Source organism: Enterococcus sp. AZ149 (assembly GCF_051714285.1).
Classification (GTDB): domain Bacteria; phylum Bacillota; class Bacilli; order Lactobacillales; family Enterococcaceae; genus Enterococcus_D; species Enterococcus_D entomosocium.
Window position 1 is genome coordinate 1 of the sequence record NZ_JBIORO010000001.1, and the last position, 15,260, is coordinate 15,260.

General features: G+C 43.7%; 13 protein-coding genes. All 13 read left to right on the forward strand.

Annotated elements, in window-relative coordinates:
* The 13 genes from dnaA to IGI94_RS00065 all read left to right on the forward strand — a co-directional run bounded on the left by dnaA (position 1) and on the right by IGI94_RS00065 (position 15,259).
* Positions 1-1,338: a chromosomal replication initiator protein DnaA gene (dnaA, locus tag IGI94_RS00005; RefSeq protein WP_005232925.1), complete on the forward strand. Its 1,338-nt coding sequence runs from the start codon at positions 1-3 to the stop codon at positions 1,336-1,338.
* Positions 1,339-1,497: 159 nt separating this feature from the next.
* Entirely contained in the window at positions 1,498-2,628 is a 1,131-nt protein-coding gene (gene dnaN, locus IGI94_RS00010) for a DNA polymerase III subunit beta (RefSeq protein WP_005226354.1), read from the forward strand.
* 222 nt (positions 2,629-2,850) lie between these two features.
* Positions 2,851-3,090, forward strand: a complete 240-nt coding sequence (gene yaaA / locus IGI94_RS00015; RefSeq protein WP_034878186.1) for a S4 domain-containing protein YaaA — start codon at positions 2,851-2,853, stop codon at positions 3,088-3,090.
* Positions 3,077-4,189, forward strand: a complete 1,113-nt coding sequence (recF, locus tag IGI94_RS00020; protein WP_005232923.1) for a DNA replication/repair protein RecF — start codon at positions 3,077-3,079, stop codon at positions 4,187-4,189. Before yaaA ends, recF begins: the two co-directional genes overlap by 14 nt.
* A gap of 5 nt (positions 4,190-4,194) precedes the next feature.
* Positions 4,195-6,144: a DNA topoisomerase (ATP-hydrolyzing) subunit B gene (gene gyrB / locus IGI94_RS00025; RefSeq protein WP_005232922.1), complete on the forward strand. Its 1,950-nt coding sequence runs from the start codon at positions 4,195-4,197 to the stop codon at positions 6,142-6,144.
* Between the two features lie 23 nt (positions 6,145-6,167).
* Positions 6,168-8,693, forward strand: coding sequence for a DNA gyrase subunit A (gene gyrA / locus IGI94_RS00030; protein ID WP_005232921.1), 2,526 nt, complete (start codon positions 6,168-6,170; stop codon positions 8,691-8,693).
* Between the two features lie 263 nt (positions 8,694-8,956).
* On the forward strand, positions 8,957-9,256 hold the full coding sequence (rpsF, locus tag IGI94_RS00035) for a 30S ribosomal protein S6 (protein WP_005226363.1): 300 nt from the start codon (positions 8,957-8,959) through the stop codon (positions 9,254-9,256).
* 43 nt (positions 9,257-9,299) lie between these two features.
* Positions 9,300-9,824 carry a single-stranded DNA-binding protein gene (gene ssb, locus IGI94_RS00040; protein WP_005232920.1) on the forward strand — a complete coding sequence of 175 codons (525 nt, stop codon included), beginning with the start codon at positions 9,300-9,302 and terminating at the stop codon, positions 9,822-9,824.
* Between the two features lie 23 nt (positions 9,825-9,847).
* Positions 9,848-10,084, forward strand: coding sequence for a 30S ribosomal protein S18 (rpsR, locus tag IGI94_RS00045; RefSeq protein WP_005226367.1), 237 nt, complete (start codon positions 9,848-9,850; stop codon positions 10,082-10,084).
* A 239-nt stretch (positions 10,085-10,323) separates the two neighbouring features.
* A complete protein-coding gene (locus tag IGI94_RS00050) occupies positions 10,324-11,772 on the forward strand; it encodes a DHH family phosphoesterase (RefSeq protein WP_005232918.1) in 1,449 nt (482 codons plus the stop codon).
* A 15-nt stretch (positions 11,773-11,787) separates the two neighbouring features.
* On the forward strand, positions 11,788-12,240 hold the full coding sequence (gene rplI, locus IGI94_RS00055; protein ID WP_005226371.1) for a 50S ribosomal protein L9: 453 nt from the start codon (positions 11,788-11,790) through the stop codon (positions 12,238-12,240).
* A gap of 108 nt (positions 12,241-12,348) precedes the next feature.
* Positions 12,349-13,719, forward strand: coding sequence for a replicative DNA helicase (gene dnaB / locus IGI94_RS00060; protein ID WP_005226374.1), 1,371 nt, complete (start codon positions 12,349-12,351; stop codon positions 13,717-13,719).
* 247 nt (positions 13,720-13,966) lie between these two features.
* On the forward strand, positions 13,967-15,259 hold the full coding sequence (locus tag IGI94_RS00065) for an adenylosuccinate synthase (RefSeq protein WP_005232916.1): 1,293 nt from the start codon (positions 13,967-13,969) through the stop codon (positions 15,257-15,259).
* The last annotated feature ends 1 nt before the right edge of the window (position 15,260 follow it).

Here is a 15,260-nt window from a genome sequence, read left to right on the forward strand (position 1 = left end):
ATGCCATCTGCTGATTCTATTTGGCAAGATCTTCAACGTTCCTTTAAAGAAGAGCTGAATCCGGCCAGTTATAGTGCTTGGATCGAGACTGCCAATGTCTTGTCGTTTGAAAAAAATCAGCTGCTGATCGAAGTACCCAGCGATCTTCATAAATCTTATTGGGAAAAAAATCTAGCTGCCAAAATTGTTGAAATGGGATTTATGAAAACTGGTGAAGAATTGATTCCTAGTTTTGTGACTGTCGAAGAAGCAGAAGCTTTAAAAACAGCCCCTTCTACTATTCAAACAGCTGCAAAAGAAAACGAGCGGCCGCCGAAATCGATCTTAAATGAAAAATACACATTTGATACCTTTGTCATCGGGAAAGGCAATCAGATGGCCCACGCTGCTGCTTTAGTTGTTGCAGAAGATCCTGGGTCTATTTATAATCCGCTGTTCTTCTATGGTGGCGTTGGTTTAGGGAAAACCCACTTGATGCATGCGATCGGTCATCAAATGTTGCTAAAACGTCCCAATGCCAAAATCAAGTATGTTAGTAGTGAAAATTTCACCAATGATTTCATTACTTCTATTCAAAAGAACAAAATGGAAGATTTTCGAAACGAATACCGCAATGTTGATCTTTTGCTGGTGGATGATATTCAATTCTTAGTCAATAAAGAAGGAACCCAAGAAGAATTCTTTAATACCTTCGAAGAACTGTATCGCAATAATAAACAGATCGTCCTGACAAGTGATCGTTTGCCAAATGAGATCCCGACTTTGCCGGAACGTTTGGTTTCCCGTTTTGCTTGGGGCTTATCCGTTGATATCACCCCGCCGGATCTAGAGACGCGGACTGCGATTTTGCGGAAAAAAGCCGAAGCCGAACGCTTGGAGATCCCCGACGATACCTTAAGTTATATCGCTGGGCAGATCGATTCGAATATCCGAGAACTTGAAGGAGCACTCGTGCGGGTGCAAGCTTTTGCTACGATGCAAAACTCAGACATTACAACGAGCTTGGCAGCTGAAGCCATCAAAGCCTTGAAATCAAGCCATGGCTCGACCCAAGTTTCGATTTTGCAGATCCAAGAAGAAGTCGCAAAATACTATCACATTCATGTCAATGATCTAAAAGGGAAAAAACGGGTCAAAGGCATCGTTGTCCCACGCCAGATCGCGATGTATCTCTCTCGAGAATTGACCGATAGTTCTTTACCAAAAATCGGCGGCGAATTTGGCGGCAAAGACCATACAACGGTCATTCATGCCCATGAAAAAATTCAGCATTTAGTCGAAACAGATCCCACGATCAAAAATGAGATCGCTGAAATCAAACAAATCCTCTTCAGCTGATCTGTGGATAAGAAAAGAAGAACCAAAAAAGTTGTCCACAAGTTATTCACAGGCATTTTCGTTAGTCTAATCACTCTTTTCTCGAGTTATCCACATTACTAACAAGCCTATTACTACTATTACTTTTATTTAATAACTATAAATTAAAGGAGTATCGCTATGAAGCTAACTTTAAACCGAACAGAGTTCATGCAAGAATTACAAACTGTCCAACGGGCGATTTCAACCAAAACCACCATCCCGATCTTAACCGGAGTAAAATTGTCCCTTTCAGAAAAAGGATTGACCATGACTGGGAGCAATGCCGATATTTCCATTGAAACTTTTTTAAGTGTGGAAAACGAAAAAGCGCAAATGCAAATCGAAAAAACAGGAGCAATCGTTTTACAAGCACGTTTCTTCAGCGAAATCGTTCGTCGTTTGCCTGAAAGTACCTTAACGTTAGAAGTTTTAGACAATAATCAAGTAGCGATCACTTCTGGAAAAGCTAACTTTACCGTCAACGGCTTGGATGCCGATAGTTATCCACATTTACCAGTTGTCGAAAGTCAAGATTCGATCGAGATTCCAGCGCACGTGTTGAATAAGGTTGTTAGTGAAACGGTCTTTGCGGTTTCGCAACACGAAAGCCGTCCAATCTTAACTGGGGTCCACTTTGTCTTAGAAAATCAAAAATTATTAGCTGTTGCGACGGACTCACACCGTTTGAGTCAACGGGTGATTCCCTTGGAAAGCGGGGAAACAGCCTTCAATATCGTGATTCCCGGCAAAAGCCTAACGGAACTTTCTCGTTCCTTAACAGATGAAGAAGAAGCGATCCAAATCAGCATTATGGATAACCAAGTATTGTTCCAAACGAAAACTATGAAATTCTATTCTCGTTTATTGGAAGGAACTTACCCAGATACCAACCGTCTGATCCCTTCAAGCTTCAATACTGAAATTGAATTTTCTGTGCCAGAATTGTTACAGGCTATCGAACGGGCGTCATTGCTTTCCCATGAAGGCCGTAACAACATCGTTCGTTTGGCAATCTCCGAGGAAGCTGTTGTCTTATATGGAAACTCACCAGAAATCGGGAAAGTGGAAGAAGACCTTTCTTTTGAAAAAGTGACCGGCGACCCATTAGAGATCTCTTTCAATCCTGATTATATGAAAGCTGCACTACGAGCATTTGGTGACACCAGCATCGTGATCCGCTTTATCTCAGCGATCCGTCCCTTTACGTTGGAGCCAACAGAGAGCAAAGGCAGCTTTATCCAGCTGATCACACCGGTGCGCACCAACTAGTTTTTCATGTCTTTTGAAAAAAGTTGAAACAATCATCTGAAAATGAATAAATGAGTTAAAAGGGCTTAAAATCGTTTTTAAGCCCTTTTTTCTATTTTGGCTTCTTTTTTGTCTAAAAGCAGTAAGTCTTCTGAGAATGAAAAATATGCCGATGAATTTGTTTTCTTGGCAAAAAAAGAGTATAATAGAGCTAAACGCTCTTTGATAGAATTGAGGGGAATTATGAAAATGCAAATACCGTTAGAAACGGAATATATGACACTTGGACAAATGCTCAAAGAAGTCAGTGTGATCAGCAGCGGCGGCCAAGCGAAATGGTACCTTGCAGAGCACACCGTTTTTGTCGACGGCGAGCCGGAAAATCGACGAGGGCGCAAATTGTATGCGGGAATGCGTGTTGAGCTACCTGATGAAGGTCCTTTTTTTATGGTGAAGAAGGAAGACGCAGATGCGGCTGAATGAGTTGCATTTAAGCAATTATCGGAACTATGATTCGCTGACACTGACTTTTGAGAAAGGTCTGGTCATTTTTTTAGGCGAAAATGCGCAAGGAAAAACCAATATTTTAGAAAGTATCTATGTATTGGCGATGACCAAAAGCCACCGCACCTCCAGCGAGCAAGAACTTATCCGTTGGGACACGGAAGGTGCGCGGATCTCTGGCAGTGTCAGTCGGGGACGCTCAACGATCCCGTTAGAACTGTTTTTGTCAAAAAAAGGACGAAAAACGAAAGTAAACCACATTGAGCAAAAAAAGCTCAGTAGTTACATAGGGCAGCTGAATGTCATTTTATTTGCTCCAGAAGACCTCTCCCTTGTAAAAGGAAGTCCCCAAGTCCGCCGCAAATTTCTCGATATGGAAATTGGGCAGATCGATCCAATTTATCTCTATGATCTCGTTCAATACCAATCCGTTTTGAAACAGCGCAATCAATACTTAAAACAGCTGAATGAAAAAAAACAGACCGATGAGATCTATTTAGATGTTTTGACGGAACAGCTGGTGGCTTTCGGCAGTAAAATCATTTTAGCCAGACAACGGTTTGTTCAGCGCTTGGCGTATTGGGCAAATCAGCTGCACCAAAAGATCAGCCAAGGAAAAGAAACCTTGCAGATCGACTATTTATCAAATGTGCCCGGTGAGGCGACCTCGCTGGAGGAGATCCAACAGCAATTTGTCAAAGCCTTGGCACAAGTCAAAGACCGTGAACGATTTCGGCAAGTCACGTTGGCAGGCCCCCATCGAGACGATCTGGATTTTTTGATCAATGAGAAAAATGTTCAGACCTTTGGTTCGCAAGGACAGCAGCGAACAACGGCCCTAAGTGTCAAATTGGCAGAAATCGATTTGATGAAAGAAGAAACAGGGGAATATCCCGTCCTTTTATTAGATGATGTCATGAGTGAGCTGGATGATTCCCGACAACTGCATTTATTGGAAACCATTGAAGGAAAAGTTCAGACCTTTCTGACAACAACGACATTAGAACATGTAAAAGACAAAATGTCTGTGGAAGCAGAGATTTTTTATGTAGAGCAAGGACATATTAAAGGAGAATAGACTGAATGACAGAAGAAGAAAAAAGCTTAGTTGAACGTGCGAAAGCCTATGATGCCAGTCAGATCCAAGTGCTGGAAGGACTAGAAGCCGTCCGCAAACGACCTGGGATGTACATTGGTTCTACCAGTTCAGAAGGTTTGCACCACTTAGTATGGGAAATCGTCGATAACTCGATCGACGAAGCACTAGCAGGCTTTGCCTCAAGTATTCAAGTGATCATTGAACCAGATAATAGCATTACGGTCGTCGATGACGGTCGGGGGATCCCCGTTGATATCCAAGCCAAGACAGGCCGTCCAGCGGTAGAAACCGTCTTTACGATCCTGCATGCCGGCGGGAAATTTGGCGGCGGCGGCTACAAGGTTTCCGGCGGACTTCATGGGGTAGGTTCCTCCGTCGTTAATGCGTTGTCCACGACTTTAGACGTAAAAGTCTATAAAGAAGGCAAAGTGTATTATCAAGAATACCATCGTGGAGCAGTCGTTGATGACTTAAAAGTGATCGATGAAACCGACCGCCACGGAACGACCGTCCACTTTGTTCCAGATCCAGAGATCTTTACGGAAACAACGGAATTCAATTTTGATAAATTAGCGACGCGGGTTCGGGAATTAGCCTTCTTGAACCGTGGTTTAAAAATCTCGATCGAAGACAAACGGGAAGAAAAACCCGTTTTGAAAGAATATCATTACGACGGCGGGATCAAGAGCTATGTGGAGCATTTGAATGCGAGTAAAACAGTGATTTTCCCAGATCCGATCTATTTAGAAGGAGAACAACAAGGAATCACGGTTGAAGTCTCCATGCAATATACCGATAGCTACCATAGCAACCTGCTAAGTTTTGCCAACAACATCCATACCTATGAAGGCGGAACCCATGAATTCGGGTTTAAGACTGCCTTGACCCGGGTGATCAATGATTACGCCCGCAAGTCAAAATTGATGAAAGAAAACGACGAAAACCTGACCGGAGAAGATGTTCGGGAAGGCTTGACGGCGGTTATCTCCATCAAGCATCCAGATCCTCAGTTTGAGGGACAAACGAAAACCAAATTAGGAAATTCCGAAGTGCGGACAGTCACCGATCGTCTCTTTTCCGAACATTTCACGAAATTCTTGATGGAAAACCCGAATGTGGGTCGTCAAGTCGTGGAAAAAGGACTTTTGGCATCAAAAGCCCGTCAAGCAGCCAAACGTGCCCGGGAAATGACTCGCCGAAAAGGTGCGTTAGAAATCAGTAACTTACCTGGGAAATTAGCCGACTGTTCCAGTAATGATCCAGAAAAATGCGAATTGTTTATCGTCGAAGGAGATTCTGCCGGCGGTTCAGCAAAACAAGGCCGCAGTCGGGAATTCCAAGCGATCTTACCGATCCGTGGGAAGATTTTAAATGTCGAAAAAGCCAGCATGGACAAAATCTTAGCAAACGAAGAGATCCGTTCATTGTTTACGGCAATGGGTACCGGGTTTGGTGCTGATTTTGATGTAGCAAAAGCCCGTTACCACAAGCTAGTCATCATGACCGATGCCGATGTCGATGGTGCCCATATCCGGACCCTACTCTTGACGCTGTTCTATCGTTATATGCGTCCCATCGTTGAAGCCGGTTATGTCTATATCGCACAACCGCCATTGTACGGTGTCAAACAAGGGAAAAATATCCATTATATCCAACCCGGCAAGAATGCCGAACAAGATTTGAAAAATACGATTGAATCACTACCTGCGACACCAAAACCAACAGTTCAACGATACAAAGGTCTAGGGGAAATGGATGACCACCAGTTATGGGAAACCACGATGGATCCTGACAATCGGATGATGCTGCGGGTCAGCGTAGATGATGCCATTGAAGCCGATCAAATTTTTGAAATGCTGATGGGGGATCGCGTCGAACCAAGACGGGCCTTTATCGAAGAAAACGCGCACTACGTGAAAAATCTTGACATCTAGCCAATCGTAGAGGAGGAAACAGCTTGAGTGAAGAAGCAAAACAAAATATTCATGACGTCAATCTGACCAGTGAAATGCGCGAGTCCTTTATCGATTATGCAATGAGTGTAATTGTTGCTAGGGCTTTACCAGATGTGCGGGATGGCTTAAAGCCGGTTCACCGCCGAATTTTATATGGAATGAATGAATTAGGGGTCACACCAGACAAGCCCCATAAAAAATCAGCCCGGATCGTCGGCGATGTCATGGGGAAATACCATCCCCATGGTGATAGTGCGATCTATGAATCAATGGTGCGGATGGCACAGCCCTTCAGCTATCGCTACATGTTAGTCGATGGCCACGGAAACTTTGGCTCAGTCGATGGTGACGGTGCCGCTGCGATGCGGTATACCGAAGCCCGCATGAGCAAACTGGCGATGGAGATGCTGCGGGACATCAACAAAGATACTGTTGATTTCCAAAGCAATTATGATGATACAGAACGAGAACCAGCGGTATTACCAGCACGCTTCCCGAACCTTTTGGTCAACGGGACGACGGGGATCGCTGTTGGGATGGCGACCAATATCCCGCCTCATAACTTGAATGAAGTTATTGCAGCCATCGATCTATTGATGGAAAATCCAGAAGTCACGACAAGTGAATTGATGGAAGTCCTGCCGGGACCAGATTTCCCAACCGGCGGGATCGTCATGGGAAAATCCGGTATTCGCCGTGCCTATGAAACAGGGAAAGGTTCGATCACTGTTCGCGGAAAAGTCGAAGTGACTGAAATGCCCAACGGTAAAGAACGGATCTTAGTGACTGAATTGCCGTATATGGTCAATAAAGCGAAGTTGATCGAGCGGATCTCTGAGCTGCACCGTGACAAACGGATCGAAGGAATCACCGATCTGCGGGATGAATCGTCTCGTGAAGGCATGCGGATCGTTATCGACGTTCGTCGCGACGTCAGTGCGTCGGTGATCTTAAACAATCTCTACAAAATGACTGCACTGCAATCTTCTTTTGGCTTTAATATGTTAGCCATTGAAAAAGGCGTGCCGAAGATTTTGAGTTTGAAACGAATTTTAGAAAACTACATCGAGCATCAACAAGAAGTGGTGACTCGTCGGACACAGTTTGATAAAAACAAAGCAGAAGCCCGTGCCCACATCTTAGAAGGGTTACGGATCGCATTGGATCATATCGATGAGATCATTGCTTTGATCCGGGCATCAAATTCTGATGATGAAGCAAAAAATAGCATGATGGAGCGCTTCAAATTGTCCGATCGCCAAGCGCAAGCAATTTTAGATATGCGTTTGCGTCGCTTGACTGGTTTGGAACGCGACAAGATCGAAAACGAGTACCAAGGTTTGTTAGAATTTATCGCTGATTTGACAGACATTTTAGCAAATCCACAACGAGTCCTAGAGATCATCCAAACGGAGTTGCAAGAATTAGGCCAACGCTTTGGCGATGATCGCCGGACTGAATTATTGGTTGGGGAAGTCTTAAGTCTTGAAGATGAAGACTTGATCGAAGAAGAAGAAATCGTCATTACTTTGACGAACAATGGATACATCAAACGAGTAGCTAAGTCTGAATTCCGTGCACAACGTCGCGGCGGACGTGGCGTTCAAGGAATGGGGATCCACGATGAAGACTTCGTGAAGACGTTGATTTCTTGTTCGACTCACGACACATTACTGTTCTTCACCAATAAAGGGAAAGTTTACAAAGCCAAAGGCTATGAAATTCCTGAGTATGGTCGGGCAGCCAAAGGTATCCCTGTGATCAATCTGCTAGGGATCGATTCTAGCGAACGGATCGAAGCGATCATTTCGGCTTCTGGTGGGCCTCAAGAAGGACGCTACTTGTTCTTCACGACGCGTCTAGGTGTGGTCAAACGGACCTCAGTGACGGCCTTTTCAAATATCCGTGCCAATGGTCTGATTGCGATCGGTCTTCGGGAAAATGATGAGTTGGTTAACGTGATCGAAACCCATGGCGAAGATGTCGTGATCATCGGCACCCACGATGGCTACTCTGTGACTTTCAAAGAAGCCCTTGTGCGGGATATGGGCCGAACAGCTGCTGGTGTGAGAGGCATTCGTCTAAGAGATGGAGACTACGTCGTAGGTGCCGCTGTGATCACAGAAGACAGTGAAGTCTTGGTCATCACTGAGAACGGCTATGGCAAACGCACCAAAGGCTCTGAATACCCAATCAAAGGTCGTGGCGGAAAAGGGATCAAAACAGCCAACATTACGGCGAAAAACGGTCCATTAGCCGGCTTGACGACGGTCAGCGGTGAGGAAGACATCATGGTGATCACCAATAAAGGCGTCTTGATTCGTTTCAATGTAGCGACTGTTTCCCAAACTGGTCGGGCAACCTTAGGGGTTCGTTTGATGAAGATGGAAAACAATGCCAAAGTAGTGACGATGGCAACGGTTGAACCGGAAGTCGAAGAAGAACTAACGACTGCCGAAGAAACAGCGGTACAAGACGTGCCAGTTGTGGAAGAAACAACGGAAGACACCACGGATACACAAGAATAAGCAATACATTTTCTAGGAAGACAGCAACCTGCGAACCTGCAGCTTGCTGTCTTTTTACTCTTTTTCAAAAAATCGGCAGCAGCTGACGTATTTATCAGTGTAAGCGATTGTTTGCAGTGATGGGTAGATGCAGGGACGCAAAAAAATAGCTTGCAGTAGGGACGAAAAAAGTGTATAATAATTATTTGTGAGTAGTCTAATTAGACCACTCTCTCTGCTCCTAGAAAACTAGGGGCCAAAGTCCACAGGGAGGTGAAAAATCAATGGAAAACACGAAATATGAGATCTTATATATCATTCGTCCAAACATTGATGAAGAAGCAAAAGCCGCATTGATCGCTCGTTTTGACTCAATCTTAACTGATAACGGCGCTGAAGTTATCGAATCAAAAGATTGGCAAAAACGCCGTCTAGCGTATGAAATGGATGGATTCCGTGAGGGTATCTATCACATCGTTAAAGTTTCTTCTTCAACAACTGCAAGTGCAATCAACGAGTTTGACCGTCTTGCGAAAATCAATGATGACATTATCCGTCACATGATTGTCAAAGAAGAAGCATAATATTGTTTCACATGAAACAAAAGCGATGAGGAGATGATGAACTTTGATTAATAATGTTGTACTAGTAGGAAGACTAACCAAAGATCCTGATTTACGTTACACTTCTAATGGCACTGGTGTCGCAACCTTTACCTTGGCGGTAAATCGCAATTTTACCAACCAAAGTGGAGAGCGCGAAGCTGATTTCATCAACTGTGTTATTTGGAGAAAACCAGCGGAAACATTAGCAAACTATGCACGCAAAGGAACTTTATTAGGGGTTACTGGACGTATTCAAACCCGTTCATACGACAACCAACAAGGCCAACGTGTTTATGTAACAGAAGTCGTTGCTGACAACTTCCAATTATTAGAATCGCGAAATGCTTCCGAGCAAAGACGCACAACTGATAGCGGATCTGGCAGCAGCAATACGTATAACTCAAATAGTTCTTCTGGATTTGGTAACAATAACTCAAATCAAACTCAATCCTCTCAACCATCAGGAATGCCTAATTTTGATCGAGACAACTCCGATCCATTCGGAAACTCATCAATCGACATTTCAGACGATGATTTACCATTCTAAGAAATTGATAGGAGGGAAATAGGATGGCACAACAAAGAAGAGGCGGACGCAAACGTCGTAAAGTAGACTACATTGCTGCAAACCATATTGAACATATCGATTATAAAGATATTGAATTACTAAAACGTTTCATTTCAGAACGCGGTAAAATTTTACCACGTCGTGTAACTGGTACTGGTGCGAAAAACCAACGCAAACTTACCATTGCAATCAAACGTGCGCGTATTATGGGATTACTTCCATTCGTAGGCGAAGAATAAATCGAATGATTTTCATTGACAAGTTTCTTTTGAAGCTTGTCAATTTTTTTATCTACTGAAGAAATACTTGTTATTTTATATACAGATAAAATAACGAGTGACAGAAATTTTCCCATGATTATCTCACCAAAAAAGTTTCACGTGGAACTTTTTGCATCAATCGCCTATTTGATTGTTTTGTGGTAAAATAAGGAACAAAGCTTCAAAAAAATGGGATGATACATTGAGGGGTAAAAAAGATGGCAGCAATTGGGTTGATTTCAATTGATAATTACGATGATTTGATTGAGAAAAAAGACGACAAACAAGTTTCTTATTTGAACTCGCTGATCACGACACTGATTTCTGATTGGGCAAGTGAGAATCATGTTTTTTACAAACGAATCAATTCCGAGCGGTTTCTTTTCGTCGCGAAGTATTCAGATATTGAGCGGATGAAGGAAGAAAAATTCCAATTTTTGACTAGAGTACGGCAAGTTGCGGAAAAAAATGATCTGGCATTAACGATCAGTATGGGAATCTCCTATGGGGAAGAGTCTTTTGAAGAGATTGGTGAAGTGGCACAAAACAATCTCGACATTGCGTTAGTTCGTGGCGGCGATCAAGTCGTTTTAAAAGAAGCCAAAGAAGAAGCAAAACCGCAATTCTTTGGCGGTAATACGGATGGTACGCCGAAGAGAACGCGTGTTCGTTCTCGTGCCATGAGTACGGCGTTGAGAAAGATTTTTGCTGAAAACCAGCGGATCTTTATCATGGGTCATCGTTACCCGGACATGGATGCTTTAGGTTCGGCTTTTGGGGTGGCTTACATGGCGATGATGAGCGACAAAGAATGCTACATCATTTTAAATCCGAAAGAGATCACCGCCGACATTCAGCGGGCATTGGAAGAATTGAAAAAATACCCCGAGCTGGAACGATTTGTGATCACTGGGGAAGAAGCAGTCAATTTATCAAATGAAGAAAGTGTCTTAGTGATGGTAGATTACCATAAGCCGTCGATGTCGATCTCGCAAGCGGTCTATGATGAATTTGACAAAATCGCAGTGATCGATCACCATCGTCGCGGGGATGAGTTTCCCGATAAGCCATTATTGACGTATATTGAATCTTCCGCGTCTTCAGCATCGGAACTGGTAGCAGAATTGATCCAGTATCGCGCTTCTCGCAGATCGCAAGTCCCTAAATTTATTACGACTTCTTTATTAGCGGGAATCTACGTGGATACGAAGAACTTCACGGTGCGAACCACTGGTCGGACCTTTGATATTGCTGGCTATTTGAAAAATCAAGGCGCAGATACGTCATTGGTTCAATACATGTTGAGTACGGATTTAGATTCCTATTTGATGATCAGTGAACTGGTTTCTCGCAGCCAGCATTTCCGAGAAGATATCGTGATTGCTGCAGCGGATGAAGATCGGGTGTACGATAGTGTCACCGTTGCAAAAGCGGCCGATACTCTGCTATCGATCAATGGGATCCATGCCGCGTTTGTCATTACGAAACAGCCAGGAGATTTGATCGGTATTAGTGCTAGAAGTACCGGAAAAGTCAATGTACAAACCTTGATGGAGGCATTAGGCGGCGGCGGACATTTTACCAACGCAGCCACGCAAATAAAAAACAGCAGCATTGGCGATGTAGAAAACCAGTTGCGAGCGGAATTAACGAAAAATGAACAATAACAAGGAGTGACCAAGATGAAAGTTATTTTCTTACAAGATGTCAAAGGCAAAGGCAAAAAAGGCGATATCAAGGAAGTCCCTAATGGCTACGCACAAAACTTCCTGATCAAAAACAACTTAGCCAAACCTGCCAACAATGAAAGCATGGCAGAATTAAAAGGCAAACAAAAAGCCAAAGAAAAACAAGATGCGGAAGTCTTAGCAGAAGCGAAAGAGTTAAAAGCACTTCTTGAAAAAGAAGAAACCGTCGTGAAGATCAATGCCAAAGCAGGGGAAGATGGCCGCTTGTTCGGTTCGATCCCATCAAAACAAATTGCCGATGCTTTGAACAAGCAATACAAAATCAAAATCGATAAACGCAAAATCGAATTGGATCAGCCGATTCGTGCATTAGGGTTTACGCAAGTACCTGTAAAATTGCACCCACAAGTAACAGCAACGATCAATGTTCATACCATTCAAGAATAAGTATTACTCCCAACAGTCACATGTTGGGGTTTTTTTCGGCAAACGTCCAAGCAATCTTGTACTTTGGATGGGAATCTTGTAGAATGAATGGACGAAGGAGCGAATGGCATGAATGAAGTTTGGCAAAATCAAGTTCCCCCACAAGATATTGAAGCGGAACAAGCGGTCCTAGGGGCAGTCTTTTTAGATGCCGATGCGATCATCGATGCAATGGAAGTAATCGCCCCAGAAGATTTTTATCGCCGCAGCCATCAAATAATTTTTCAAGCAATGATCCAGTTGAACGACCGTAGTGAATCGATCGACTTGATCACGTTGAAAGCAGAAATTGAAAAAAGCAATAGTCTTGAAGATGTTGGCGGTCTGACGTATCTGACTGAATTGAGTCAAGCTTCACCATCAGCAGCAAGTATTGCTTATTATGCGAAGATCGTTGACGACAAAGCCACGTTGCGCAATCTAATCCAAACAGCGAGCCGTATCGTAACCAAAGGCTTTGAACAAGATGAAGATGTGCAGTCGATCATTGATCAAGCAGAAAAAAGTATTTTAGAAGTATCCGAAAAGCGCAACAGTAATGGCTTCCAATCGATAGCGGAAGTCTTGAATCGGACGATCGAAACGATCGATCAATTGGCGCAAAACAATGAAGAAATCACCGGATTACCTACGGGTTATGCGGCTTTAGACAAAATGACGGCGGGGCTGCAAAAAGAAGAGCTGATTATTCTCGCTGCCCGCCCCGCGGTAGGGAAAACCGCATTTGCCTTGAATATCGCACAAAATGTCGGAACGAAAACCGATCGTTCCGTGGCGATCTTTAGTCTGGAAATGGGGGCTGAATCATTGGTTAACCGGATGCTTTGTGCGGAAGGCTCGATTGAGGCCAGTCACTTGCGGACGGGGCAGCTCTCAGAAGAAGAGTGGCGGAATTTGATCGTTGCCATGGGCAGTCTTTCTAACGCCAATATCTATATCGATGATACCCCCGGGATCAAGATCTCTGAGATTCGGGCACGTTGTCGGAAACTCGCGCAAGAAAAAGGCAATCTCGGCTTGATATTGATCGACTATTTGCAGTTGATTGAAGGAACGGGTCGCGAAAACCGCCAACAAGAAGTCTCTGAGATCTCTCGCCAATTAAAGAAACTGGCGAAGGAATTGAAAGTGCCGGTGATTGCATTGTCTCAGCTTTCTCGGGGTGTGGAACAGCGACAAGACAAACGTCCTGTTTTAAGTGATATCCGGGAATCAGGGTCGATCGAGCAGGATGCCGATATCGTTGCTTTCTTGTATCGGGATGACTACTACCGCAGTGAAGGCGACGATGACGATGAACCAGAAGAACAACAAAACAACAATGTGATCGAAGTCATTATTGAGAAAAACCGGAGTGGTGCCCGGGGGACGGTCGAACTTCTATTTATCAAAGAATACAATAAGTTCTCCTCGGTCTCGCCGCGAGAAGAGTTCGGGTAAGACACCAACGATGTGAGCAACCAAGGCTCCTGCTGCCGTCTGCATTGCGCTGATGGCAGCAGGGCTTTTTTTATGTGTCGACTTTATTCGTTTTTACGTGTATAAATAATTAATGAGAAGAAAATAGTTCGTTTTTTACCCCTGAAAAATGAGAATTTAAAACGATTATTCGATTTTAGATTGAAAGAGCTTGCGAATCTTGTTACAATACTTAAGGAATGCACTAATTAAAGAAAGAGGTCATTATATGTCATCTGTAGTAGTAGTAGGTACACAATGGGGCGATGAAGGTAAAGGAAAGATTACGGACTTTTTGAGTGAAAACGCGGAAGTCATTGCACGTTATCAAGGTGGAGACAATGCCGGCCATACGATTAAATTTGACGGTGTGACCTATAAACTGCATTTGATTCCTTCAGGGATCTTTTATGCAGATAAAATCAGTGTCATTGGAAACGGGGTCGTTGTGAACCCGAAATCATTAGTTAAAGAATTAGCATACTTGAAAGAAAACAATATAATAACAGAAAACTTGAAGATCTCTGATCGTGCACATGTTATTTTACCTTACCATATCCATTTGGATCAGCTGCAAGAAGATGCCAAAGGTGACAACAAGATCGGTACGACAATCAAAGGGATCGGACCAGCCTATATGGATAAAGCAGCCAGAGTCGGCATTCGGATCGCTGATCTTTTAGACAAAGAAATTTTTGAAGAACGTCTGCGTATCAACTTAGAAGAAAAAAATCGTCAATTCGTGAAAATGTTTGATGCAGAGCCAATCGCCTTTGAAGATATTTTTGAAGAGTATTACGAATATGGCCAACAAATCAAAAAATATGTGACGGATACTTCGGTGATCCTTAACGATGCCTTAGATGAAGGCAAACGAGTTTTATTTGAAGGGGCACAAGGCGTGATGCTGGATATCGACCAAGGAACTTATCCTTTCGTAACATCATCCAACCCCGTTGCTGGGGGAGTCACCATCGGTAGTGGTGTGGGTCCTTCAAAAATCAACAAAGTCGTTGGTGTCTGCAAAGCTTACACCTCTCGGGTAGGCGATGGTCCTTTCCCAACGGAACTGTTTGATGAAACAGGTGAACAAATTCGTAAGATCGGTCGTGAATACGGAACAACGACAGGACGTCCTCGCCGTGTGGGCTGGTTTGATACCGTCGTGATGCGCCATTCAAAACGGGTCTCAGGGATTACGAACCTATCCCTTAACTCGATCGATGTCTTGAGCGGTTTAGAAACCGTGAAAATCTGTACCGCTTATGAACTAGACGGCGAATTGATCTATCATTATCCAGCAAGCTTGAAAGAGTTGAACCGCTGCAAACCAGTCTACGAAGAACTTCCTGGCTGGTCTGAAGACATTACTGGCTGCAAAACATTGGCAGATCTGCCAGAAAATGCACGCAATTACGTTCACCGCATCTCTGAATTAGTCGGTGTCCGCATTTCGACCTTCTCGGTAGGGCCAGACCGCAGCCAAACCAACATCTTAGAAAGTGTTTGGGCGCAAATTTAAC